This is a genomic window from Rhodococcus sp. RS1C4 (assembly GCF_002258225.1).
GTDB classification, from domain to species: Bacteria; Actinomycetota; Actinomycetes; order Mycobacteriales; family Mycobacteriaceae; genus Rhodococcoides; species Rhodococcoides fascians_E.
Genome location: NZ_NOXZ01000021.1, coordinates 240205 through 264689, shown reverse-complemented (window position 1 = coordinate 264689; position 24485 = coordinate 240205). Strand labels below are relative to the sequence as shown.

At 66.2% G+C, this 24485-nt stretch carries 28 protein-coding genes; 17 read left to right on the top strand and 11 right to left on the bottom strand.

The window, feature by feature from the left end:
- Nucleotides 1-54 precede the first annotated feature (54 nt).
- On the top strand, nt 55-387 hold the full coding sequence (locus tag CH289_RS09920) for a metallopeptidase family protein (protein WP_019667094.1): 333 nt from the start codon (nt 55-57) through the stop codon (nt 385-387).
- Nucleotides 388-415: 28 nt separating this feature from the next.
- Here the strand turns inward: CH289_RS09920 and CH289_RS09915 are convergent, their stop codons facing one another.
- Together CH289_RS09915 and CH289_RS09910 are read right to left on the bottom strand one after the other, a co-directional pair.
- Nucleotides 416-1195: a CbtA family protein gene (locus CH289_RS09915; protein WP_037183383.1), complete on the bottom strand. Its 780-nt coding sequence runs from the start codon at nt 1193-1195 to the stop codon at nt 416-418.
- Complete coding sequence (locus tag CH289_RS09910) at nt 1186-1380, bottom strand: CbtB domain-containing protein (protein ID WP_019667092.1); 195 nt, start codon at nt 1378-1380, stop codon at nt 1186-1188. The genes CH289_RS09915 and CH289_RS09910 overlap by 10 nt, the downstream gene beginning before the upstream one ends.
- A 198-nt stretch (nt 1381-1578) precedes the next feature.
- Here CH289_RS09910 and CH289_RS09905 point away from each other — a divergent pair, with 198 nt between their 5' ends.
- From CH289_RS09905 to CH289_RS09890, 4 genes are all read left to right on the top strand, one after another.
- Nucleotides 1579-2130, top strand: coding sequence for a histidine phosphatase family protein (locus tag CH289_RS09905; protein ID WP_037140715.1), 552 nt, complete (start codon nt 1579-1581; stop codon nt 2128-2130).
- A 118-nt stretch (nt 2131-2248) separates the two neighbouring features.
- Nucleotides 2249-2551: a PE domain-containing protein gene (locus CH289_RS09900; RefSeq protein ID WP_170949280.1), complete on the top strand. Its 303-nt coding sequence runs from the start codon at nt 2249-2251 to the stop codon at nt 2549-2551.
- Between the two features lie 58 nt (nt 2552-2609).
- Nucleotides 2610-3863: a PPE family protein gene (locus CH289_RS09895; RefSeq protein WP_256977100.1), complete on the top strand. Its 1254-nt coding sequence runs from the start codon at nt 2610-2612 to the stop codon at nt 3861-3863.
- The gene (locus tag CH289_RS09890; RefSeq protein WP_033189360.1) at nt 3860-4672 is read left to right on the top strand and encodes an ESX secretion-associated protein EspG; all 813 of its coding nucleotides are present in this window, start codon (nt 3860-3862) and stop codon (nt 4670-4672) included. Before CH289_RS09895 ends, CH289_RS09890 begins: the two co-directional genes overlap by 4 nt.
- Before the next feature lie 13 nt (nt 4673-4685).
- On the opposite strand, the gene CH289_RS09885 is transcribed toward CH289_RS09890, so the two are convergent.
- The 3 genes from CH289_RS09885 to CH289_RS09875 are packed head-to-tail and all read right to left on the bottom strand — an operon-like array spanning nt 4686 to nt 7014.
- Entirely contained in the window at nt 4686-5348 is a 663-nt protein-coding gene (locus CH289_RS09885; protein WP_019667087.1) for a histidine phosphatase family protein, read from the bottom strand.
- Nucleotides 5345-6289, bottom strand: a complete 945-nt coding sequence (pheA, locus tag CH289_RS09880) for a prephenate dehydratase (RefSeq protein WP_019667086.1) — start codon at nt 6287-6289, stop codon at nt 5345-5347. The genes CH289_RS09885 and pheA overlap by 4 nt, the downstream gene beginning before the upstream one ends.
- An 11-nt stretch (nt 6290-6300) precedes the next feature.
- A complete protein-coding gene (locus CH289_RS09875) occupies nt 6301-7014 on the bottom strand; it encodes a hypothetical protein (protein ID WP_094727840.1) in 714 nt (237 codons plus the stop codon).
- A 107-nt stretch (nt 7015-7121) separates the two neighbouring features.
- On the opposite strand from CH289_RS09875, the gene CH289_RS09870 reads away from it, so the two are divergent.
- The 5 genes from CH289_RS09870 to CH289_RS09850 all read left to right on the top strand — a co-directional run bounded on the left by CH289_RS09870 (nt 7122) and on the right by CH289_RS09850 (nt 11570).
- Nucleotides 7122-7889 carry a DUF2470 domain-containing protein gene (locus CH289_RS09870; RefSeq protein WP_019667084.1) on the top strand — a complete coding sequence of 256 codons (768 nt, stop codon included), beginning with the start codon at nt 7122-7124 and terminating at the stop codon, nt 7887-7889.
- Nucleotides 7890-7903: 14 nt separating this feature from the next.
- Nucleotides 7904-8710, top strand: coding sequence for a CPBP family intramembrane glutamic endopeptidase (locus tag CH289_RS09865; protein WP_019667083.1), 807 nt, complete (start codon nt 7904-7906; stop codon nt 8708-8710).
- 285 nt (nt 8711-8995) lie between these two features.
- Complete coding sequence (locus tag CH289_RS09860; RefSeq protein ID WP_462052400.1) at nt 8996-10225, top strand: LCP family protein; 1230 nt, start codon at nt 8996-8998, stop codon at nt 10223-10225.
- Between the two features lie 136 nt (nt 10226-10361).
- A complete protein-coding gene (locus CH289_RS09855; RefSeq protein WP_019667081.1) occupies nt 10362-10904 on the top strand; it encodes a ferritin in 543 nt (180 codons plus the stop codon).
- A 111-nt stretch (nt 10905-11015) separates the two neighbouring features.
- A complete protein-coding gene (locus tag CH289_RS09850) occupies nt 11016-11570 on the top strand; it encodes a ferritin (protein WP_019667080.1) in 555 nt (184 codons plus the stop codon).
- A gap of 64 nt (nt 11571-11634) precedes the next feature.
- Here CH289_RS09850 and CH289_RS09845 read toward each other — a convergent pair whose 3' ends face one another.
- The 4 genes from CH289_RS09845 to CH289_RS09825 all read right to left on the bottom strand — a co-directional run bounded on the left by CH289_RS09845 (nt 11635) and on the right by CH289_RS09825 (nt 14829).
- Entirely contained in the window at nt 11635-12540 is a 906-nt protein-coding gene (locus CH289_RS09845) for a DUF5926 family protein (protein ID WP_026348127.1), read from the bottom strand.
- Nucleotides 12541-12695: 155 nt separating this feature from the next.
- On the bottom strand, nt 12696-13475 hold the full coding sequence (locus CH289_RS09835; RefSeq protein WP_094727838.1) for a glycerophosphodiester phosphodiesterase family protein: 780 nt from the start codon (nt 13473-13475) through the stop codon (nt 12696-12698).
- Nucleotides 13472-14509: a DUF4328 domain-containing protein gene (locus tag CH289_RS09830; protein WP_218828459.1), complete on the bottom strand. Its 1038-nt coding sequence runs from the start codon at nt 14507-14509 to the stop codon at nt 13472-13474. The genes CH289_RS09835 and CH289_RS09830 overlap by 4 nt, the downstream gene beginning before the upstream one ends.
- Nucleotides 14509-14829 (bottom strand): rhodanese-like domain-containing protein, encoded by a 321-nt coding sequence (locus CH289_RS09825; RefSeq protein WP_020111775.1) that lies wholly within the window; start codon nt 14827-14829, stop codon nt 14509-14511. The genes CH289_RS09830 and CH289_RS09825 overlap by 1 nt, the downstream gene beginning before the upstream one ends.
- A 189-nt stretch (nt 14830-15018) precedes the next feature.
- Here CH289_RS09825 and CH289_RS09820 point away from each other — a divergent pair, with 189 nt between their 5' ends.
- Entirely contained in the window at nt 15019-15945 is a 927-nt protein-coding gene (locus CH289_RS09820) for an LLM class F420-dependent oxidoreductase (protein WP_094727836.1), read from the top strand.
- A 31-nt stretch (nt 15946-15976) separates the two neighbouring features.
- Here the strand turns inward: CH289_RS09820 and CH289_RS09815 are convergent, their stop codons facing one another.
- A complete protein-coding gene (locus CH289_RS09815) occupies nt 15977-17107 on the bottom strand; it encodes an acyltransferase family protein (RefSeq protein ID WP_037140726.1) in 1131 nt (376 codons plus the stop codon).
- 236 nt (nt 17108-17343) lie between these two features.
- Between CH289_RS09815 and CH289_RS09810 the strand changes: the two genes are divergently transcribed.
- The 6 genes from CH289_RS09810 to CH289_RS09785 all read left to right on the top strand — a co-directional run bounded on the left by CH289_RS09810 (nt 17344) and on the right by CH289_RS09785 (nt 22797).
- On the top strand, nt 17344-17967 hold the full coding sequence (locus CH289_RS09810) for a superoxide dismutase (protein WP_019667073.1): 624 nt from the start codon (nt 17344-17346) through the stop codon (nt 17965-17967).
- A gap of 162 nt (nt 17968-18129) precedes the next feature.
- A complete protein-coding gene (locus tag CH289_RS09805; RefSeq protein ID WP_019667072.1) occupies nt 18130-18657 on the top strand; it encodes a hypothetical protein in 528 nt (175 codons plus the stop codon).
- Between the two features lie 236 nt (nt 18658-18893).
- Nucleotides 18894-19586 (top strand): TMEM165/GDT1 family protein, encoded by a 693-nt coding sequence (locus CH289_RS09800; protein WP_020111772.1) that lies wholly within the window; start codon nt 18894-18896, stop codon nt 19584-19586.
- A 40-nt stretch (nt 19587-19626) separates the two neighbouring features.
- A complete protein-coding gene (locus CH289_RS09795; RefSeq protein WP_019667070.1) occupies nt 19627-20832 on the top strand; it encodes a sensor histidine kinase in 1206 nt (401 codons plus the stop codon).
- Nucleotides 20829-21887, top strand: coding sequence for a hypothetical protein (locus tag CH289_RS09790; RefSeq protein WP_094727835.1), 1059 nt, complete (start codon nt 20829-20831; stop codon nt 21885-21887). Before CH289_RS09795 ends, CH289_RS09790 begins: the two co-directional genes overlap by 4 nt.
- Before the next feature lie 142 nt (nt 21888-22029).
- Entirely contained in the window at nt 22030-22797 is a 768-nt protein-coding gene (locus CH289_RS09785; protein WP_019667068.1) for an SDR family NAD(P)-dependent oxidoreductase, read from the top strand.
- 28 nt (nt 22798-22825) lie between these two features.
- Here the strand turns inward: CH289_RS09785 and CH289_RS09780 are convergent, their stop codons facing one another.
- Nucleotides 22826-24409: a TM0106 family RecB-like putative nuclease gene (locus tag CH289_RS09780; protein ID WP_037140991.1), complete on the bottom strand. Its 1584-nt coding sequence runs from the start codon at nt 24407-24409 to the stop codon at nt 22826-22828.
- Nucleotides 24410-24485 lie beyond the last annotated feature (76 nt).

The following is a 24485-nucleotide window of genomic DNA, read 5'->3' as shown; positions in this document are numbered from 1 at the left end:
CTCCGCTGCCCGGCGCAGCGCCGATCACTCCCGGAGGATGACATTCCCACCCACATGACCCGCGCCGAGTTCGAAGAAGCCGTCGCCGACGCCCTCGACACCCTCCCGCCCGACATCACCGACCGCATGGACAACGTCGTCATCCTCGTCGAAGAAGAACACCCGACGGAAGACATCCTCGGCCTGTACGAAGGCGTCGCCCTCACCGAGCGCTACGAATACAGCGGACACCTACCGGACGTCATCACGATCTACCGGCTACCCATCCTCGACATGGTCGACGACGCCGACACCGCCAAACGCGAAATCGCCATCACCGTCGCCCACGAAGTCGGCCACCACTTCGGTATCGACGACGAACGTCTGCACGAACTCGGCTTCGGCTGACCCCCGGCCCAGCTGCGGGCGGGAGGCGCTAGGCCGAGACCGCTTCCCTGGTGGGCGAGGAGGTGCGGTCGGTGAGGAAGGCGAAGACCAGGCCGAGGCCGAGCCACAGTGTTGCCTGGGTCGCGAGGGACGACAGTCGGAATTCCCAGAGCAGGGTGGCGGGGAAGTCGTCGCCGACTTCGTTGATTCCGGGTAGCAGTACGTATCCGAGTGCCGCGATGACGAGGAAGGTCAGGGTCGGGGCTCCGATGCGGATGGCGACGGAGGTCTGGGTCGACACGAGCTTGGCGACGTAGACACCGATGCCGACGGCGACGAGTCCGAGAACCACTGCTGCCAGCCACAGCCAGGTTCGCTGGGTGATCGTGTCCGGGTCTCCGACGGCGGGTGGGTTCGCGGGGTACTTGAAGAACGGGACCGCTTCGATGGCCACCCACCCGAGGAACGCCGTCGCGAGCGCGAGGATCGATCCGGGCAGTGCGGTGAATCGTCGGGCGTAGTGCAGTACCGCGGCGAAGATCGCTCCCAGAGCGAGACCGGCCAGCCCTGTCGCGAGGAACAGTCCTGCGCGTTGTCCGTCGCGGCTGACGAGAGCGTCCTCCTCGTCGTGCGAGTGTCCGGCCGCGGCCTCTTCACCGTGCGAATGCTCGCCCGCGCCTGCGGCTTCTTCGATAGCGATGGCCGAGTCGATGTGTGGCTCACCGATGGTGAAGGCCACCGCGCCGGCGAGTAATCCGGCGATCAGGCCGGCCAGCAGACCGCGCACGAGAAGCTGGAGGAACGTGCCTCCGAGTGTGGTCAGTGGCACGGGAGCCCCAGCAGGTGGCGTCCGTCGTGCATCAACTCGTGCATGTACATCCCGCTGCGGGAGATGGCGCCCTGGTCGAAGCCGACCAGATAGAGCACGAGGAATGCGAGAAGGATGACCGCTCCCACCACGAGGGCGAGGGCCGCGGACTCCGCGGATCTGCTGGGATGGACGACTGTAGCCATGATTCGGTGTTGCCTCCTGGGATTGTGCGTCCCGTAGAAACGTCCACGACGTGTGAGTTTTCTGGCTGACAGGCCGGGACCTGCTCACAGTGGCGCAACCGCTCCGGATTTCCACCGGATTACCTGCACACGTCGCACTTACCCGCGAACTGTGGCACCGATCTCCTACAGCTGTCAATCGGAACTACAGTGACGCGCGTGGGCAATTCGGTGCTGCGACTGACGCTGGTCAGCCATGCCGTCACAGAAGCGCAGCGTCGGGCGCGCTTCGAATCGGACGAACCGGTCATTGCTCCTGTCGCCGTTCGGTATCCAGGCATCGCCGACGCAGTCGTGATCGCTCCCGAACTACGCGCCCGGCAGACTGCGGAGGGGCTCGGATTGACGGGGTCGACGACGCAGGCGATCGCGGACATCGACTACGGCGACTGGCGTGGCTCGACGATGGACCGACTCCCCGAGCCCGACGTTCTGGCGTGGCTGACGGACACATCGTTCACACCGCCCGGTGGCGAATCCGTCGACGATCTCTTCTCTCGGGTCACCGGTTGGATGGATCGTGTCGCCTCCGATCCGACGAGGGTCTGCGCGGTGACTCATCCCGCGGTGATCAGGGCGGCGGTCGTGCGAACTCTCGACGCACCGAAGCTGTCGTTCTGGCGCGTCGACATTCCGCCGCTGACCTCGACGACAGTGCAGTGTCGGGCGGGTCGATGGACCCTCCGCTCGGTCGCGGAAAAAATTAGCTGAGCTTTTTCTCGTTCTGCTGGAACCGATCGGGTTCCGGTCTCGTCCAATCCATACGAAGGGCGAATTCTCGGCAACGAGGGCCGCCGCATCGCGAGAACAACTTGAACGAGGAGTGAGCATGCCAGGTACCGTGCGGGTCGACCCTGTGGCCCTCGACGCTGCTGCCGCGGATCTCGATGCCGCGGCCGCGCGGTTGCAGGCGAACCTCACCGCGGTGTCACTGCCCATTCAACCGATTCCCTCCGGTAGCGAGGAAGTTTCTCTGCTCGCCAACCGGTTCTTCAGAAATTCGGCAGGCACGTTCTCCCCGGCCGCGGCCCAGGCGGTGGGCGAACTGATCGAGACGGCAGCTGCCCTCCGTGCGCAGGCGGCGGCCTACCGCAACGTGGATTTCGAGCACGGAAAAGCGCTGGGCAGCTGAGAACCTCCGCGCGCCGAAGAACCTTCTTTCACGCCCACTCATCCTTGGGAGCAAAACGATGACACTCGGAGTCACCGGTGTGGTGTGGATGCCACGCTTGGCGATGGTCAACTCGACGTCGCTGTTGGCAGGTGCGGGCGCTGCTCCGTTGGCTGCTGCCGGCGGAGCCTGGCAGGCCGTCGCGGCTGCGTACGCGGACACCTCGATCACCCTCACTCGCGTGATGGCCGTTCTCGCCGCGGGGTGGGAGGGTGAGGCCGCCAATGCCGCTCAGGAGCGACTCGGTGGTTTTCTCGCCTGGACGCAAGGCGTCACGGCGAAGGCCACTCAGATATCCGGAATGGCTGCCGGCGAAGCCGCGGCGTACTCGACGGCCGCGCTGACCATGCCCAATCCCGTCGAGATCGGTGCCGTGCAGAGCGCCAAGATCGCCGCCTACGGTGCCGGTGGTGCGCTCAACGGGAGCGCCCAGGCGCTCGAAGTCACCGAGCGCGCCCTCGACGTCCGGGCGGGCCTGGTCATGGAGGGTTACGAGGCCGCGACGACACCCCTTGCACTGCAGGTATCGTTCGACCATCCGCCGAAGATCGTCAACGACTCTGCCGTGAGCGGAGGCATCGACAGCGCGGGACGCCCCATCGACTCCGCACGATCTCATTCGGAGACAGGCATATTCGGCTTCAGCACCAACACGTCCCCGGCTCAGGCAGCTCTCGCCGCCGTCGGGTCCGCGCTGCAGAATCCCGCGTTGGCCGGTGCCGCAGGCCAGATTGCGAGCACGGCAGGTTCGGTCGCCGGGTCGTCGGTCACCACCGTGGCATCGGCGGCAACCAACATCGGCAGCGCCGCGGTGTCGTCGCTGATGAGCTCGAACTCCAGTTCCACCGGGCAGGCGTCGACCCCTGCCTCGTTCAGAACAGAGTCCCCGACGGCGGGGACGACGTCCACCCGTGCGGTGTCCGCGTCGAACGTCGGCGTGCCGGGCGCCGGTGGGCTGCGCTCGGGCAGCGGATTCGGTTCGGCTGCAGGTTCACTCGGGAGTCCGGTCGCAGGGTCGCCGAGCTCGGGCCCCGGGGTGGGCGGCGAACGCGCAGTCGGTACCGGGTCCATGTTCGGCTCTGCCGCGCCGGACGGCGCCGCGGCGGCACGCGGAGCCCACGGCCCAGGACCCGTCGGCGCAGGCCACAGCAGCAACAACGAAGACGACGAACACGACACACCCGGTTATCTACGTCAGTTCGAGCATTTCTCCGACGGGCGCACGGTTGCTCCCTCGGTGATCGGGGCCGATCCGTCCTGGAACGATCGTTGATCGACTTGGGAACCCAACCGCTCGGCCATACTCTCCCGTTCGCCGAGTTGGACGCGGACAGAACGGATTTCCTCGTCGACAGTTTGAGCATCGTCGAGTTGCCCGTCGTTCTCGACGTGTTCCCTCGCTACGACTCGTTCGAGAAGAAACACGAATCGCTCGCACGCGGTCATGCCGGCCTGGTGCAGGACAATCTGATTGTCGACGGCTTCATCCACCCGGACCTGGAGGCATGGCTCCGGATGCTCGAGCAGCCACGATGGTACGTATCGGCGCGTCGGGTCCCCACGCCGTACACGGAGGACAGTCCGATCCTACGAATCTGCCTGGCAGCCAACAGCACCGGCACCGTGATCGCAACCAAGACGGAAGGCCGTCTACGGCTGCGGATCGCAGCTGCCGACCCGGCCGTCGAGCTGTTCACCGAGCTCGGTAGTGGCCGGCCGTTGGAATTCCGTGGATTGTCGGCTCCGACGGACGGACTCGCGGAGGCCCTCGACGCTGCGCCTACCGACTCCGGGGCCACGGCATCCCGCCTGGCCCACCTCGGAATCGACGCCGACGTGGCCCAGGAGGTGGCGTCGGCGATCAGTATGTGTTCGGCACAAGCCGAGATCACCTCGGTCACCGTCGAATCCGGCAACAGATCGGCAGGCGCTCACCCCGTCGCCTTCTTCGACACCCCGCGGGGACGGATCGCCGCGACGTCCAGCAGCGCTGCCGACGGGAGCCACTGGACCACCCTGTCCGCCGGCACCGACACCCGCATCAGAGCGGCCCTGTCCGAACTGATCGACAGGGCGCGCTGATCGACAGGCCGCTCTAGGAGATCGGGTTGTCCGCGGTCGTGCTTCCCTTGCCTTCGAACGGCGGCAGGAACGTACCCCAACGCTCGCAGGTCCAACCTGTTCCCGACGGCACCAGCTCGACGGTCTCGGTGTTGTCCAGATGGTTGTCCGCGGCGAATGTGCCGTCGACACCGGCGAGTACGGCGGCGACCAACCGGATCACGGCGCCGTGGCTGACCACAACGACATCGGCGGAATCCGGGGACGTCAGGTACTGCTCCCGCAGCTCGTCGAGAACCGGCACGTATCGGTCGAGGATACTGCGCCCACTGTCCCCGCCAGGGACCGTGGCGTCGAGATCGCCTGCGTGCCAACGGCCGTAGATCTCAGTGAAGCCCTTGTGCGCGGCGTCGTCGCTCCGGTCCTCCCATTCCCCTGCCTGCGCCTCGTGAATACCTTCGCGCTGCTGGGGATCGAGTCCGGTGGCATCACCGATGTGCGTCGCTGTCTGCACGGCACGGATCGCGAAGGAAGAGACGAGAACGCTCGGAGGTGTCGACGCGATCGAGGCGCCGTAGCGCCTGGCTTGTTCGTGACCGTGATCGGTCAGCTGCGCCCCCGGAAGCTTCGTGTCGAGGAGCTTGTCCACGTTGGAGAACGTCTGTCCATGACGGACGAGTACGAGCTTGCCCGTCATCGATCCTCCTCTTCGTCTCGGTGCGCACCTCCGCGAAGCGCACTCAACCATTCGATCTCCTCCTCCAACGACGGAGGACGGTGCCCTGTTCCCGTCGCGACAGGCCAAGATCCGAGGAACCGCAATTTCATCTTTCGGTGCAGTGCACGCAGTGCCTCGCCAACGGCTTCGTCGTCGATGTGACCGGCGAGGTCGAGGTAGAACCAGTAAGTGCCGAATTGCTCACGCGTCGGACGTGATTCGATGCGTGTGAGATCGATGTCCCTGATGCCCAACTCCGCAAGAGCCCGGTTGAGCACGCCGGGAACGTTGTCCGGCATGAGCACCAGCGCGGTGCGATCGGCACCGGTTCGCGGTGGTGCGGATCTCGGAGGCGCGACGAGCACGAACCTGGTGCGCGCGTTGTCGACGTCGGCGACGCCCGCAGCAAGCGTCGGCAATCCCGTTTTCTCGCCGGCCAGCGGCGTGGACACCGCCGCGTCGGCCAGCCCGGCCGCAACATCCTCCGCCGCAGCGGCATTCGAGGAGGCGAATTGCACCTCCGCACCCGGGATCGTGGCGTCGATCCATTGCCGAACCTGTGCTGCGGCAATCGGATACGCACGGACCGTACGAACGTCGGCGAGCGCGACACCGGGCGCGCCGAGAATCGAGAACGCGACGTCCACCTCGGTTTCGGCGAGAATCTGCAGCCTGCTGCCCGCGCCGAGAGCGTCGAGAGTGGGTGAGACCGAACCCTCGACGGAACTCTCGATGGGCACCACCGCTGCATCGACGTCGCCTGCGCGGACCGCGTCGAGCGACGCCGGCGGACTACCGAGTGGACGTCGTTCGATATCTCCGACGAAACCGAGATCCGCGAAGACGCCCTGCGCTTCGAACTGGCCGAGTGCCATCTCGGTGAATGTTCCCGATGGACCGAAATACGCGATTGTGGGCACGGAAGACGAGATTACGCCGACGGTGCCGGAACCAAGCCCGCTGCCGCGAGATCGTGATGCGCGGCGATGGCGTCGTCGACCTCGATGCCGAGAAGTACCGTCCGCACCGCCTCCGCGGCCTCGGGCCTCAATGCCGCCAACGCGGCCGTGTCGGGGTTCGCCCACGCGGTGGCGATGTCGTCACCGCGCAGGGCTGCGACGGTGGCGGACAGCAACGCGATGACCTCGGAACCCGACCGAGCCCGCGCGACGAATCCGCCGTCGGCGTGGGCGACGACGGCGAGCACGTCGGCGACCTGCCGCGGCGACGCCGACGCGATCAGACCGGGGATGCGGTGTGCTTCGACGATCTGCGTGACCGCGTCGAGCGTCGGTCCGTCACCGAGGTCGGGAAACAGAACCAGCGGCGACGGGACGCGCAGGGCGGTGGCGTCGTCGATGGTCTCGGCGTCGACGTCGAGGTGGAACCGGACGGCTTCGTAGACGGCGCGGGATCCTCGGAGTTCCTCGGGATCGATGTCGAGGTCGACGACGAGTCTGCCGAGCGCGGGTTCCCCCGGATGGTCGCGCAACACCGATGCGGACACTATCGCCGGACCGCTCGTCACCTCGTCGGCATCCCGCTCGACGCGCTCGGAGCTGCGGGAACGCTGGTGGAGGAGGCCGGCGACGAGGGCCCCCGGTTCCGGTCGGTGGGGCACGCCCAGGGTCAGGGGAATGGACACGGCTCTCACGCTAGCGCGGAGGAATTTTCGTCGTGCACTTGCGATACCGGCTCCCGTCATTTAACTTAGGTTTGCCTCACCTACTAGCAACCGCATCGGAGGAGCCCATGATCGGCGCCACGACGACCGGACCGTCGACCGCAGAACGAGTCCGCAGCGCTTGTGCGCGTGCCGAGGGTGCGGCTCTGGCGATCGAAGGCAGCGAACCCGTCGTCACGAGCCTTCACCACCTGCGGTCCAACGGTGAAGTAGTGCTTGCGGTGCCCAGCGATTCCGCTACCGGCGCCATTGCGTGGCAGTCGACCCGTGCAGGGGTCCCGGCTGTCCTCGAACTGACCGATCACGCACCACTGGCGTTGCGTGAGCCGGTTCGTTCGCTGGTGTGGCTGCGCGGCGAGCTACGGCCCGTGCCCGAGTCGCTGATGCGACCCATGGCCGGTGCCGTTGCCGCCGAGCACCCACACCCCGCACTGCTCGACGTCGGACATTCGACGGTGTTGCTGCGGCTGATCCTCACCTCGGCCGTCGTCGCGGACAGCACCGGCGCCGAGCCGGTCGCCGTCGACGACCTGCTCTCCGCCGAGCCGGATCCGTTCTGGGAGATGGAGACCAGCTGGCTGCAACACCTCGACGAGGACCATGCAGACCTCGTCAACCAACTTGCCCGACGCCTCCCGCCGTCGCTGCGACAGGGACGCATCCGGCCTCTCGGCATCGATCGCTACGGCATCCGGTTGCGCATCGAAAGCGACTACGGGGACAACGACGTTCGGCTCGGTTTCGCCGAACCCGTCGACGACACCATGGCGCTGAGCCGCGCGCTCCGTGTACTCGCTGGGTGCCCGTTCCTGAACGGATTGCGCGCACGGGGTTAGCTCATACTTGATTCGTGATCGATCTGAAGGGCTGGATCAACCCGCCGAACGTGCCCGACGGCCCTCCGCTGGATCCGCGAGAGCGACGAGCGATCAAGATCGAGATCGTCATCGTTCTGCTGGTGACGTTCGGCCTCAGCGGCGCGAGCAGCATCCTCTCGCTCGTGGAAGACGCCCTGCTCGCGGGCAGTCTGTCCGACCGATCGGTAGCGCTGAACACGTCGAACTCCTCCCTCGGTGTCATCGATCTGCTGTACCAGGTACTGCGCATCCTGCGACTGTGCGCGTGGGGAGCCCTCGGTCTGTACCTACTGTGGCGCGCCGGGCTGGGACCGAGGCTCGTCGGGCTCGCGACACCGAAGCTCGGTAAGGACCTGCTCGCCGGCATCGGGCTCGCCGCGCTGATCGGCCTGCCAGGCCTGGTGTTCTACCTCGTCGGAAACGCCGTCGGACTCAATCTCACCGTTGTCCCCAGCACGATCGACGACACCTGGTGGCGCATTCCAGCCCTCGTGGCCTTCGCCTTCGCCAACTCCGGCGCCGAGGAGATACTCGTCGTCGCGTACCTGATCTCCCGATTGCGAAAGCTCGGACTCGGCGAGAACTCCTCCCTGCTGCTCTCCGCCCTGCTCCGCGGCTCGTACCACCTCTATCAGGGCCTCGGAGCCGGCGTCGGGAACTTTCTGATGGGCCTGGTGTTCGGACGGTTCTGGCAGAAGACCAACCGTCTGTGGCCACTGCTCGTCGCCCACGCCCTCATCGACATCGTCGCTTTCGTCGGCTACGCCCTCCTCCGCGACCATCTCTCCTGGCTACCCTAGATTTGTAGGTACATTCGACGGGTGAACGACGACGACCGCAGAAGACGAGGCACCCCGCCACAGGGTCCACCTGCTGCGCCTCGAAACCCTGGGCGTCGTACACCCTCGCCCGGCTACCGGCCTCCGCCGCCGGCCGGCTCTCAGCCCCCGCCCGGTCATCGTCAGCCGCCGCCTCCGGTCGATCGCCGGCCACCTCCCGCCGGCGGCCGACCACACGACGGCTACCGGCCGCCCCCTCCCGGCGCTCGCCCGCCGCTCCCACCGCGGCAGGAGGGCACTCAGATCATTCGACGCGACGGCCGGCCGGACTCGCACCGGCCACCGGCATCGCAGCAGGCGTGGTCGCAGGCGCCCGAGCCGGGAGTCGTCTCCCGCGATCGCACCGCCGGGTACCGCCCGACCGAGCAGTACCCGCCTCGTGACAGAGCCGATCGCTACGACGGCGATCACGCGCCGAGGCAGACTCCCCGGCCGTACGTCGAGGAACCTCCACGCCGCCGGACTCCGCCTCCCCCGCAGCGGGCCCTGCGCCGCCCCGAGCCCGCGAAGCCTCCTCGGGTTCGCAAGAAACGGCACTGGGGTCGACGCTTCGGCCTGACGTTCCTGGTGCTGCTTCTGATCGTCAGCGGACTGGTCTACTACGTCGACAGCTCGCTCACCCGGGTCGACGCGCTCACCAGCTACGACGGGCGCATCGCGGACACACCGGGAACCAACTGGCTGCTCGTCGGCTCGGACTCTCGAACCGGCTTGACGCCCGAGCAGGAGGCATCGCTGTCGACGGGTGGCGAGACCGGCCCGTCGCGCACGGACACGATCATTCTCATCCACATTCCCGAGGGTGGTGGCGCCACGACGATGGTCAGCCTCCCGCGTGACTCGTACGTGTCCATTCCCGGTTACGGCCAGGACAAGCTGAATGCGGCATTCGCATTCGAAGGCGCGCCCCTGCTGGTCCAGACGGTGGAAGGCGCGACGGGTCTACGCATCGACCATTACGCCGAGATCGGTTTCGGTGGCTTCGCGGGGATCGTCGACGCTGTCGGCGGCGTCGACGTCTGCCTGCAGAACGCGATTTCCGATCCCCTCGCCGGGATCGACCTGCCCGCCGGATGCCAGGAGCTGGCCGGATCGGACGCTCTCGGATTCGTTCGCACCCGCGCGACCGCGCTCGCCGACATCGACCGCATGAACAATCAGCGCCAGTTCATGTCCGCCCTGCTGGACAAGGCGACGAGTCCGTCGACATTCCTCAACCCGTTCCGTTTGTGGCCGCTGGTCAAGGACGCCGCCGGATCCCTCAGCGTCGACGACGGTGATCACATCTGGAATCTCGGCTCGCTCGCCTGGGCCATGCGCGGAGACCTCGTCACGACGACGGTGCCCGTCGCTGGATTCGAGAACACCGACGTCGGCAACGTCCTGTTGTGGGATTCCGACCGCGCCTCGCAGTTCTTCGGACTGCTGGCCGACGACCAGCAGATCCCGGAGGACCTCAGGACGTCCGGGCCCTGACGCAGGAGTGGAGCCTGCGGAACGACCGGGGCGGTGACGCAGGAGTGGAGCCTGCGGAACGACCGGGGCGCTGTCACAGGAGTGGAGCCTGCGGAACGACCGGGGTCGAGCAACCCCCAGCGGTAATCTGGGGTGCATGACTTCGAGCGACGGCAGCAACGCTTTTCACGACCTTCTTCGCGCTCAGGTGCGTCACGAGTTCACGGCGTCGCAGCAGTACATCGCGATTGCGGTGTGGTTCGAGACCAATGATCTCCCCCAGCTCGCGGCGAGGTTCTACGCGCAGGCGGCCGAAGAGCGCGGGCATGCCCTGATGATCGTGCAGTACCTCATCGACCGGAAGGTGAAGGTCGGAATCTCCGGGATCGGCGACGTCGTCGACGAGTTCGACCGGGTCGCCCAGCCTGTCGAGTTGGCGCTTGCCCAGGAGAAACAGGTGACCGAGCAGATCACGGCCCTTGCGCGCACGGCACGGGACAACGGTGACTACATCGGCGAACAGTTCATGCAGTGGTTCCTGCAGGAGCAGGTCGAGGAAGTGGCCAGCATGAGGAGCCTGCTGAACATCGTGCACCGGGCAGGCAATCAACTGTTCGACGTCGAGACGTACGTTGCGAGGGAGACCGCCGCGCGAGTGAACCGCACCACAAACGCCCCCAAACAGGCCGGCGCAGTATGACTTTTTCGCTGGTCATAGTCAAGAATTAGGGCCCTCTTATTTAGGCAACCTTGACCTCAATAAGGGTGAACTTGGGTGACAATAGCCTCTGACCTGCATATTCTCTTCACCATGAGCGCAGACGTCAAAGAAACCAACCATTCCAAATTCCACGCACTCCTCCGCGATCAGATCCGGAACGAGTTCAACGCTTCGCATCAGTACATCGCCACCGCGGTCTACTTCGCCAACACCGACCTGCCGCAGTTGGCCAAGCACTTCTACGCGCAGGCCGTCGAAGAGCGCAACCACGCGATGATGATCGTCCAGTACTTCCTGGACCGCGACATCACCGTCGAGCTCACCGGAGTCGACGGCGCCAAGTCCGTCTTCACCGACGCCCGCGAGCCGATCGCTCTGGCCCTGGCCCAGGAAGAGACCGTCACCGAGCAGATCATCGCGCTCGCGAGCACCGCACGCGAAGAGGGCGATTACCTCGGCGAGCAGTTCATGCAGTGGTTCCTCAAGGAGCAGGTCGAGGAAGTTGCGAGCATGAAGACGCTGCTCAACGTCGCGGACCGTGCCGGACACAACCTGTTCGACCTCGAGCAGTTCGTTGCTCGTGAGTACAGCAACACTGTCCCCTCGGACAGCGGTGCACCTCAGGCTGCCGGCGGCGCCATCTAACTCGCGCGTCCCGCGCTCGTGAGTGGAAATGTGTCCTGGGGGACACATTTCCACTCACACCGGATCACCTCAGCGTCACCTGACGCCCGCGAAGTCCGTCGCGCGACCGCCGCTGCTCCGAGGTCAGCGGCGCATCCACAGCCAGAGCCTCGGCAAGCTTGTTTCCGAACCGAACGGTGGGCGCGGCCCATTCCGTCGGGTGCATCTCCGGATCCAGATCGAACACCGGCACGAGCAGCCCGTGCGTCCGGAACGAACCGGCGTACCGCGAGCCCTCGCCGAGCGTCAGATCACCGGCAGCGTGCAGACGCGCCAACGCGAGCATCAGATCGTCCTCGCTCTCCGGACGAACCCACCGCAGATGCGCTTTGTCGCCCGCATCGACCCACCACGCAGCAGTCAGGCCCTCACCTTCGAGGCGAGCCGACGGCATGATGGCCCCATTCGCACGCTCCACCGTCGCCGCGACGTCGGCAGCAGGCTCAGCGCCCTCGGGAAGCCACCAGTTGAAATCCTGATGCACCGTGATGTCGAGTTCCAGCGTCGGATCCAGCACCTCCGACAGCGCAGGAGTGTTGCCGTCCGGCCCCGCGGACTCCAACGACTCACCCGGCTGCGCGATGGACGCCCACGACAATGCACTGGACAGATCAGCAGCGACATTCGGCGAATGCACCTGAACCTGCAGGCCCGCAAAGCCCCGCACGTCGCCGCTCTCCTCACGCACCAGCGCCGCAACCGCACCGGGCAACACCGTCGCCACCGTCAGCGTGCGACCGTCGACCACAACCGGGGCCGTCGCCGACGGAACGAACTCCCGCATCGCAACGAGATCGCACTCGGCCCGCACACCATGGAACGGCCGTACCGGCGCCGCGGACAGGTTCTCCCGCTCGGCCGCGCGCTGAGCAAGCTTTGCTGCGCGGTTACTGTCCTGCTTCGGACCACTGTTTCTTTTACTCTTACCCACGCCCGAAACCTACAGGGTCACCCCACCTGCACGTCCAGCAAGCCCAAAGCTCCAGCTCACTCCGCAGGCTCCGCTCCTGCCTTACCGAGTCACTCCGCAGGCTCCGCTCCTGCCCCACCGAGTCACTCCGCAGGCTCCGCTCCTGCCCCACCGAGTCACTCCGCAGGCTCCGCTCCTGCCAACCAAGCACGGGTGCGCGCTGGGTTGTTGGTGGCAATCCACCCGACGCCCAGTTCACGGCACAGGTCGACGTCGGCCTTGTCGTCGACGGTCCACACGTACGTCGCGCGGCCCGACGCCGCCGCGCGGTCGACGATCGACGGGTGCTCGCGCAGGCTTTTGATCGACGGTCCGACTGCCGTGGCTCCGACGGTGGTGGCGGCGCCTCCCCCGAGGTAGTGCGACGACTCGCCGAGGAGAACTGTCGGCAGCATCGGCGCGGCTCGTCTGATTCGCCAGACAGCGGTGGCCGCGAAGGACATGATCACTGCGCGCGAATGGTCGGCGGACGCAGGTTGGCCGATGCCGAAGCGGTGCAGTTCGGCCAGCACCTTGCTCTCGATGAGCGACCCGTAGCGCACCGGATGCTTGGTTTCGATGAACAGCTTCGTCGGTTTGGACGTCCAGTCCAGCACCAGCTGAATCAGGTCGCTGAGTGTCAGCAGATCGGCGGGCTCGGCGCCGTCGCCGTAGTCGTAGCCCTTGAGGGTGTCGTAGTCCAGCTCGCTGACGATTCCGGTACCGGAGGACGTGCGGTCGATTCTCCGGTCGTGCACGCACACGATGTGGCCGTCGCGGGTCAGCCGAACATCGCACTCGAGGCCGTCGGCTCCGTCGCGTAGCGCAAGGTCGTAGGCAGCCAGCGTGTGCTCTTTCTTCTCCGCCGACGCTCCGCGATGCGCAACGACGAACGGTCCGCGACGATCTCCGCTCACGACGCCGCCGCCTTCTCCGTCTCGGTGACCGAACGTGACGTTCGGTCACTCTGAGTGACCGAACGGTTCATTCGGTCCGGGAGGGGGGCGTCGGCGACGGTTTCACGTGGAACCGACATGACCCATCGCGTCGGCGAGGGTTTGTGGGTGCCGCGCCAGCCGAGGCCGTCGATGCTGTGGAGGAGGTGGACGGTCCACAGGGCGGTGAGGACGCCCACCAGGGCGACGATGGCGGAGAGCAGTACGCCGTCGGCCTGAGCTTGGAGGGAGTCGCGCAGCCGCCAGAGGGATGCGGCGACGACGAGTGCCCAGTTCAGGACCCACAGTCCCCACCAGATGCGGATGTCACGGACCAGACGTGGCTTGTCGACGCCGGCTTTGGCGTCGGCCAGCTCGGTGAGAAAGACTCCGGGGAGTGCGAGAGACAGCACCGGGACGAGTGTTCCGACGAAGAGGGTGCGCGACGAGCGTGGGTCACGTGTTCCGGCTCGCTCGAAGAAGATTCGTCGTCGATCCACCAACCAGCATGCGGAGCCGACGGCGGCGGCGATTCCGATGACGATCGACGCGGTCTCGGCGAACAGAACCAACGCGTCGGACGTCACGAGCGTGGTCTGCCCGACGAGGCGTGTGCGGTTGTACAGCAGGATTCCGTACCGAAACAGCTCCGCTGCTGCGGCGAGGCCGAGTAGCGATGCGGCGAGCACCAGCAGACCGGGTGCGGCGCCTGCCCAGCGTCGAAGTCGCGGTTCCCGTTCCTGGACGTTCGATACGGGCTGGTCGATGAGACCCCAGCGCGGGATCTCGTCGTACTTCGGTGTCGCGGTGCGGCGTGGATGCGACGAGCCGGCCGGCCGCGAGGTCTTGTTCCGCGGCTTCTTGGCGACCCAGCGGAAGTTGCGGGTTCCGGTTGCGGGCGCTTGCGCCGACACCGGGGACAGCAGCACGCCGTGGCAGCGCGGACACCACACCGCCGGTCGCGTTCCGACGGGCCACCGCGTCGCGCAGCGGGCACAGACCTGAAATGCGGACACTAGACGATTCTCGCCTCGGCGCCGTCGTCGCGCACGAGTGGACGGCCTGCGTGCTGCCACGCCGACATGCCGCCGTCGACGTTGGTGGCTTCGTATCCGATCTGCGCGAGGTATTCGACGACGCGGAGCGAGCGCCCCCCGGCCTTGCACACGACGTACAAGTCGGCGTCGGCGTCGATCTCGCCGATGCGGGACGGCACTTCGGCCATCGGAATGTGCACGGCACCGGGAGCGTGGCCCTGCTGCCATTCCTCGTTCTCGCGGACGTCGAGCAGAATCACCGACTCGCTCAGCTCGGTGGGCAGCTGGGCGACGGTCACTGAGGGCAGATCCGGAGCAGACACAAAACGATCTTGTCACGCAATCCACCGGCCCTGCCACCCGTTCCCTGTGGATAGAGCAAGGAAGTTATCCACACTATCCACAGACCGATCCACAGAAACCGGGCATCTGCCGGTTTCATCCACAGGCGCGGAGCGCTCCCGGCTCGATTCCCTAGACTCGAATCCATGGCCGCAATCGAACTTCGAATCTTCACCGAACCTCAGCAAGGCGCCACCTACGACGATCTTCTTCGCGTCGCCCAGACCACTGAAAGTCTGGGCTACGGCGCGTTTTTCCGCTCCGATCACTATCTGGCGATGAACTCCGACGGCCTGCCCGGTCCGACGGACGCGTGGATCACGCTCGCCGGAATTGCTCGCGAGACGAAGACGATCCGCCTCGGCACTCTCGTCACGTCGGCCACCTTCCGTTATCCCGGCCCACTGGCCATCAGCGTCGCGCAGGTCGACGCGATGAGCGGGGGGCGAGTCGATTTCGGTCTCGGCGCAGGCTGGTTCGAGGAGGAGCACACGGCGTACGGCATTCCGTTCCCACCGCTGGGAGAGCGTTTCGACAAGCTCGAGGAGTCCCTGGCCGTGATCACCGGACTGTGGGAGACCCCCGTCGGCGAGACGTTCTCGTACGACGGCAAGCACTACCCCATCGTCGACTCACCTGCGCTTCCCAAGCCGGCGCAGTCCCCGCGGCCCCCGATCCTGATCGGCGGTGGCGGCAAGAAGCGCACCCCGGCACTGGCTGCGAAGTACGCCGACGAGTTCAACATTCCGTTCGCCTCGCTCGAGGCCACCGGAACGCAGTTCGGTCGAGTGCGGGCCGCGGCGTCCGAGACCGGACGCGAGTTGGCGTATTCGAGCGCGCTCGTGCTGTGCTGCGGCAAGTCCGAGGAGGAGATCGCCCGCCGCGCTGCCGCGATCGGTCGTGACGTGTCCGAGCTGCGGGAGAACGGTGCGGCCGGTTCCCCCGCAGAACTGGTGGACAAGATCGGACGCTACGGCGAGCTCGGAGCATCCCGGGTGTACCTGCAGGTCCTCGACCTGGCCGACCTGGACCATCTGGAACTGGTGGCGTCGGAGGTCATGCCTCAGCTCTGATTCGTCGGCCCCGGCTCGCGCACGCCTGCCCTCAGGCGTGCGCGGGTCGACGCAGCCGGGCGCCCAGCCAGCGTGCAGCGGGAGTCTCGACCCATCGGTAGACGATTTCCGACACGGCGGCCGTGGCGACGAGAAACGCGACGACCGCGCCCGTCGGTCCGGTGTACGGAACCACGTTCTCGTACACCCGGTAGAGAATCAGCGTGTGGACCAGGTAGATCGCGTAGCTGCGGGTGCCCGTCCAGCGAACGATCGCCCAGTGCGCGATCCTGCCGTCGTACCGCGCGAGGAGCAGGACCAGACCGGTGACGACGACGATGGTCCACATGTACTGGTCGCCCGCCCAGTAAGCGTGGACGTCGGTTGCCAGTCGCACCACCTCGGCCTGCGCGACGACCGAGACGACGACCCATCTCCAGCTGATGATCCGGGCCCAGCCGAGGTAGATGATCTGCCCGAGGAACAGCGTCGGGAGCGTCGCGGCGATCTTCGACAGCATCGGCACCGACCACGGCTGCGGGATGTAGAGGTTGTAGATCAGCACGGCCGCGCAGAGGAAGGCCCCGACGAGGGGAACGACGACGGGCCACTTCCGTAGGATGTCGCGGGCCGCGATGCAGTACAGGTAGAACATCAGCTGGACCGTCAGCGTCCAGGTGACGCCCAGTACGGCGACTTCGGGCTTCAGGAAGAACCCGCCGAGCACGAAGCTGAGCGCGGCTTCGGAGTTGCTGATCCCGTTCTGACCGCTGAACATGCCGTTGATTCCCAGACGTACCAGCAGAATGGCCAGCGCGACGGACACCCACAGCGCCGGGACCAGGCGGGAAAGCCTGCTGACCGCGAAATCCCGTCGCGACTGCCGCATCGCCGAGCGGGTCACCAGCAGGCCGGTCAGGAGCATGAAGATCGCGACGCCGACGAACGAGAGATGGTTGTTGAGGCCGGCTTCCTGGACGAACACCCGGTAGACGACGTCGATCATCCACCAGCCTTCGCCGCGGTCGTCGATCAGGTAGAACGAGATGTGCGAGTAGAGAACGGCGAGTACCGCGATCAACCGCAGCAGGTTCGCGCCGTCGAGTTGGACCCTCGGCGCATGGACGTCCGTGACCGCCTGTCTGGCGTCGACCGCATCGGTCGACCTGCGATGGGGGCTCACGGCGGCCAGTCTAGATTCCTGTTCACCTGCCGGACCAATCGTGACGCCGAGCCGTGACCTCGCCGTGACCTCCCGAGGCTGCCGCGGCAGCGCGGTTTTATTCCGAGAAATGAGTCTCGAGTACAACAGTTGCACTGGGGGTAGTAATGAGATTGGGTTGAACCCGAGAGAAGATCCGCAGCACTACGCGCCGCGCTTCGATCGATGAAGCCGGCGTCGACAAAGAAGGGAACCACGTGTCCGAGTACACCTTGCCCGACCTTGATTTCGATTACTCCGCCCTCGAGCCACACATCTCGGGCGAGATCAACGAACTGCACCACTCCAAGCACCACGCAACGTACGTCGCCGGCGCCAACACTGCGCTCGAGAAGCTCGCTGCAGCCCGCGAAGCCGAGGATCACGGCTCGATCTTCCTGCTCGAGAAGAACCTCGCGTTCCACCTCGGCGGCCACGTCAACCACTCCATCTGGTGGAAGAACCTCTCCCCCAACGGTGGCGACAAGCCCGAGGGTGAACTCGGCGCAGCCATCGACGATCAGTTCGGTTCGTTCGACAAGTTCCGCGCACAGTTCACCGCGGCAGCCAACGGTCTGCAGGGCTCCGGCTGGGCCGTTCTCGGCTACGACTCGCTCGGCAAGAAGCTGCTGACGTTCCAGCTCTACGATCAGCAGGCCAACGTGCCGCTGGGCATCATCCCGCTGCTCCAGGTCGACATGTGGGAGCACGCCTTCTACCTGCAGTACAAGAACGTCAAGGCCGACTACGTCAAGGCGTTCTGGAACGTCGTGAACTGGGCCGACGTTCAGGCCCGCTTCGAGGCAGCCACGTCGAAGACCCCGGGTCTGATCTTCCCGTAAGTCTTCCGCACCGCAGAGGGCCATCACGCATCGTCGTGGTGGCCCTTTTCGTGTTCCCTTCGTTAGCACTCGACACGTCTTGTGTGCCAGCACGTTTCTGGTTCATATTGGGGTGTACCCAGCGTGGCGTACCGGATATTTCTGGGCGAACGAGGAGTGCACATGAGCGATCGCGATCTGATCGGCGTTTCCCCTTTCCATGCCGCTGGGCTTCTGCGCGGGTTCGTGATCTCCGGGCGGTGGCCGGACACGACGAAGGAATGGGCGCAGTTTCTCGTGCTGGCCGTCCAGGTCGCATCGATGCCGGGCCTGCTCACGACGTCGACGGTCTTCGGGGCTCGCGAGGAGCTTCCCGACGATCCGGCCCCGGGAACGATAGGGCTGGTCCTCGCCGAGGGGCCCATCGTGGGTGAGACTGCTGTCACACCCGAGCGGTTCGCGCACCACCAGCCGGCGGCGATTCTGATGCTGCATCCGCCGTCGGAGACCACCCCGTCACTGCCCGAATGCGCGGGTGCGGCGTCCGGGTGTGTCCTCCTTCCCGGCCTGCCGCATCTCGGCCTCGACCACCGTGCTGCCTGGGTGGAAGCCGAATCCGACGGCACCGTGACCTCGATGGTGAGCCGCATCGGCCTCGACCCGATCAGCGATCCCGACACTGCAGTTTTGGCCATGCTCCTCGCGTCCTGAACGTGGCCCGTACAAGAGTTTTCGGGTTCCCAAACTTGCTGCGGCATTGGACTTTTCGACTACCTCCTCCTACTGTGGAGTGCAGCGAAGGGGAGTAGCCCCCAATCATCGTGTCGACATACTGGTCCGCAACCGGGCCCGGCACCGTGAACCGATACCGCTCACGCACAGGCTGCGTGCTCGGCGCCGGTGGGCGAGACCTTCGGTCATTCAGACGACCGAAGGAGTGCCTCCACATGCTGTCCGCGCTGCTGTTGAGTTTCGCAGTCATCTTCGTCGCCGAACTCGGCGACAAATCGCAGCTCATGGCCATGACGTTCGCCCTGCGCTACAAGTGGTACGTCGTCATCGGCGGCATCACGATCGCCACCACCGTCACCCACCTCGTGTCGGTCGCCGTCGGGCACTTCCTCGGACTCTCGATTCCCACCCACCTGATCTCGATCGTCGCCGGAGTCGCTTTCGTCGTCTTCGGACTGTGGACCCTCAAGGGAGACAAGCTTTCCGACGACGAAGGCGACAAAGCCTCCAAGGTCACCCGCTCGGCGTTCATCGCAATCGCGTCGGCATTCTTCCTGGCCGAGCTCGGCGACAAGACCATGCTCGCCACCGTCACCCTCGCCGCGGACAACAACTGGGTCGGCGTCTGGATCGGCTCTACCGTCGGCATGGTCGCAGCCGATGCCCTCGCCATCGTCGTGGGCGCGGTCCTGGGCAAGCATCTTCCCGAACGCATCATCCAGTTCGGTGCCGCAATCCTCTTCTTCGTGTTCGGCGTCTCGCTGTTCTTCGAGGGCGTCATGCCCGGAACGTCCGCGCCCGTGATCGCCGGCGGCGTCGTTCTCGTCCTGTCGGCAGCGGTGTGGGGAGCAATCGCAACCGTCCGGCGCCGTCGCCCGACGCCGGTCGAGGTATTGAACGACAAGTAAGAATCGACGTATCATCTGCCCCGATCAGAACCAGGGGCACATGACAACCATCGACCACGATCCCAGCAGGACGCGCCGCACCACCCACGACGACAACACGTCGTCGGATCGGCTTCTCCGGACGGTAGCGCGCTTCGTCGCCGCCGGTTACCTCATCTATTTCGCGATTCTGCTGCCGGATTTCCTCCGCACCGCCTACGTGACGGAATCCTGGTGGACGCCCGCAGCGATGGTCGCCGTGTTCGGAACAGGTCTGTCCATGGGAGTGGCTTCCCTGGCCACGGACACCAGGTGGATCCGCGTCACCGGTGCCGTAGCGACCTTCACCTTCCTGGCCGCCGCGCTGAGCTGGTGGCTCGCGTGGGACAGCTCCGTCGTCGACACCAACGGAATGCCCCTGGCGTCGTTCCCCGGCCTGGCTGGACTGGCCGCGGCCGCGTCGCTGCCGTCATGGTTGGCTTTCGCACAGCTGACCGTCACTGTCGTCTCGGTTCAGCTCAGCATCAACATTCTCCGTGGTCCACTGCTGGACGGCCCGTTGCTGGCGGACATCACGTTCGCGCTGATGTTCTGCTCCATCTTCGTGGCCGCCACCTTGGGCGTCATCCGCACCGCACGCATTCTCGACAGCACGCGCGAAACCACCCACCGACAGGCGGCGACGGAGGCTGCCGTCAGCGCCCGCGCCGTCGAGCGTGAGCGTTTCGACGCCCTCATCCACGACGGCGTGTTGTCCTCCCTTCTCGCGGTGGCTCGCCTCGGACGCACCGAGGGCGTGATCCGACAGACCGAGCACACTCTCGCTCAGCTGGACTCGCTGCGAAACCACTCGTCCGCCACGACGTTCGATGTCGACGAGGCGCTTGCCCGGTTACGTTCGGCCGCAACGAATGTCGACGAGGAGATCGAAATCGCCGTCGAATCACGCACCGACGCTCTGTATCCCGCCGAGGTCATCCGCACGGCCAGTGCCGCCTTGGCCGAGGCAGTTCGCAACAGCGTCACGCACGCAGGTTCCGACGCGACGCGGGTCGCAACGTTGTCGCTGACGAGGGACGACATCTCCATCGTGCTGTCCGACGACGGGTCCGGGTTCGACCCCACCTCGGTCGCGCCGCATCGCATGGGGATCGCGGTGAGCATCGTCGGACGCATGCGCAGCCTGCCCGGTGGCTCCGCGCGCGTCGAGTCGGACAAGAACGACGGTGGCACGACGGTGGCACTGCACTGGTCGGCACCGTCGTGAACGGCACCCGGAGCACGCACGACGCGTGTCAGGACGGCTCGGGTCAGGATATTCGCGACCTCATCGGACTGCGGTCGCGATTCGCGACGGGACTGGTCGCCCTCTACATCTTCACGTGTTTTCTCTGCGCCGCAGCGACGTTGGAGGGAGTGAGCTCCCCTTGGCCGATCTTCGTCTCCGCTGGGTTGTGCTCGATCGGTGCAGTCACGATGATCACCGCACCAGGAGATCCACTGCCGTGGCGGTACACCGTATTCATCGCTGCCCTCGGCCCCGTCAGCTGCGCGTTGACTTACAGCGTGATTCCCGTTCCGGTCAGCAGCCCACTGCAGACCTGGCCGCTGGGCACGAGCGTCGCATTGTTCACGGCCCTGTGCGTCCGAGGACGAACGTCGGCAGCGTGGGCCGGACTGGGGACGACGGTTGCCGTGACGATCTTCTGGTCCGTCCAGACCGGGCAGGGCGCCGCCTACGGCATCGCCTTCGGCGTCATCAACGCTGCCCCGCTGCTGATGTCGACGTTCTTCGCGTTCACGCTCCGGCCCCTCGCTCGCTCCGTTTTCGCGCTGCGTGACCAGTCGACGTCGCGAGTCGCATCCGAGGCGGCCGCCGCAGCCGTGCTCGAAGAGCGTGACTCGCAACTGCGTCGGCTCGACGAACTCGCTCGCCCACTCCTCGAACGGACCGTCCACGGCCCCGACCTGGCTCCCGAGGAGATCGCGTCGTACACCCTGCTCGAAGCCGAGTTGCGGGATTCGTTGCGAGCGCGCGCTCTTGTCACCGATCGACTACGTACGTCGGTGCGGACGGCACGCGACCGCGGCGTCAGCGTCGTACTCCTCGACGACCGCGCCGACGTCGAACTCGACCCCGCGGTGCGCGACCTCGTCGTCGACTCCGCAGCGGAGCACATCGACGGGATGGCGAGCGGATCGGCCACTGTGCGCCTGCTCCCGGCAGGGCGGCCCGCCCTCGCCACGATGCTGGTCGATTCCGACCGGACCTACCGAATCGAGTACGAGCACGACGGTCGCGCCCGCGAAATCAGCCACTGACACCGAGTGTGATCCACTGCACTTCTGTCACTCCGCCGGCTGCGGCTCACTGCTGTCCGGTTATGGTGCAGAACGAGACAATCACGGTCAGCGCTGATCGTTTGCGCCGATCGTCCACCGCTCTAGTCGAGGAGATGTGCACGTGGAGATTTCGGGAACAGCAGCGTTGGTCACAGGCGGGGCGTCCGGCCTCGGTGCGGCAACGGCCAAGCGCCTCGCCGACGCCGGGGTGACGGTGTTCGGCCTCGACCTGGCGCAGTCGATCGAGCGGGCGGGCGACAGCGTGCCCGACGGTGTCACGCTCATCGCCGCCGACGTCACCAGCGAAGCCGACGTCGAGGCAGCCCTCGACACCATCACCGCGTCCGGGGTGCCCCTGCGCATCGTCGTCAACTGCGCCGGTGTCGGCTGGGCGGGACGCATCCTGTCGAAGAAGGGCCCGCACGAGCTCGAGCTCTTCCGCACCGTCATCACCATCAACCTGCTGGGCACGTTCAACGTGATGCGCCTCGCCGCCAACCGAATTCAGTCACTCCCGACGGTCGACGACGCGGGGCAGCGCGGCATCATCGTCAACACCGCCTCCGTCGCCGCCTTCGAAGGCCAGATCGGCCAGATCGCGTACACGGCATCGAAGGGCGGCGTGCACGCGATGACCATCACCGCGGCCCGCGACCTCGCCCAGGTCGGCATCCGCGTCAACACCATCGCCCCCGGAATCGTCGACACCCCGATGCTCGCCGGCGTCACCGAGGAATACCGCAAGGGCCTCGAAGCCAGCGTCCCGTTCCCCTCGCGCCTCGCACAGCCGGCGGAGTACGCACAGCTCGTGCAGATGCTCGCCGAGCACGACTACCTCAACGGCGAAACCATCCGCATGGACGGCGCAATCCGCATGGCGCCGCGGTAAGCGCATCCGGGTTTCGGCAGCCGCGATTTCAGGCTCCGTTGCGCAAGGATTCGAGGGTGGGGATTTCGAGGTCCGCGCGGTCGGTCATCCACTCGCGCAGGACTTTCGTGGCTTGGACGTCGTCTTCGTTGTAGACGAGTAACCGTTCGCGCTGACTGAGGTCGGGTTCTCCGTCGTAGCCGACGGCGTCGCGGTACCAGCCCATGGACGCCTCGCCGCCGGCTTCGTCGTCACGCCAGGTGAAGCCGGCGACGGGGGCAATTTTCTTCAGCCCTTTGCCGCCGGGGCAGATAAATTGGTCGCTGACTGCCTGGTAGATGTCCACCCATTGTTCGCTGTCGATGAATTCGCGGATCTCGGCCTCGGTGGGAACGCCGGGAACGGCGCCGAAGCGTCGGGCAGAATCAAGAAGCCACTTGTCCTCGGCCTGGCGCGAATAGCAGTACGCAGCAAAGGTTTTACCGCGTTCGGCGGCGTCACGGCGCTTGCCCATCAGCCAGCCCCAGAATTCCGCGAACGATCGCCCCTCGTCGACGGTCGGCAGCGGATCCCACGTGACGAATCCTCGGTAGACCGGGGGCTGCCCTCCCTGCTCGGTGAGCAGCGTGCCCCACAGGTAGGCGCCGTGCTCCTGGTAGCTCTCCATGTCCACGTCGACCTCGACGTCAGCGCGGTGGACCGTCGTTCTCTCGGTCCGGCGCAGAAGCGGAACATCCGCGCGCCACGCCGTCGCTGCGGCAACGGCGTCGTCGAAGCTGCCGAACGGCCAGTCCTCCGGTTCCGGTCCGGTCCAGTCGGCGAGGTCGTCGATGGTGAAGACGCCGTGCTCGCGCAACACCTCCGCACGCATCCCCGACGCCACCAGCGACACGTCGCGGTTGGCGGTGAGCTGCGGTTTGCAGTCCGACCACCATGAGCACGACCGACACTCGCTCACCTGGGAGGGCACGGTGAAGCTCTCACCCCGCGCGACGGCGAGACGGTCCGCGAATCGTGAATCGTATTCTGCGAACACGGTCTCGAGGTCGTGAACGAGGATGCACTCGGCGCGATATCCGATTGCACCGCCGATTGCAGTGGGAGAGGCGAGGCCTTCACGTTCGAGCATTCGGTAGAGATGCGCGAGGCGCAGTTGGTCCCGCAGCTGACTGCGAACCTTGCGGGTCTCGTCGACGCTCGGTGTCCATCGGTCGAACGGAGTGGTGGTCGCTCCCCGGCCGGGGTCGGTGACCTTGTGGTTGACGACGATGACCGGGATGTATCCGGCACCGGACGGATCGAGCATCAGCATCTCGCTGCGGCCGCGTCGACCGTGCTCGTGATCGAGGGGAAGCACGGCGTTCCAGATCCAACGGGCCTTGCGCCTGCACGCCGCCATCGTCATCTCCGACGCCGACCTGGCGTCGGGGGCGTCGATCTCCGTCCACCCGGATTCGGTGGCTGCGAAGGCGGCACGGGTGGCCTCCCGGTGGGCCGCCGCGGCCTCACGCCGTTGCCGGACGCCGGGATTCTCCGGTTCGTCGCGCTGCAGCGCGGAGTAGGCCGTGTCCAGGTACAGCCGGTGACGGCACCGCGTCAGGGACCCGGCGTCGATGAGTACCGACGACCGCATTCCGGCTGACCGTGTCGCCGCGACAGGCTGGCTGTTCACAGTTGATGAGCCTATGTCCCCGCACCGACACGCCCCA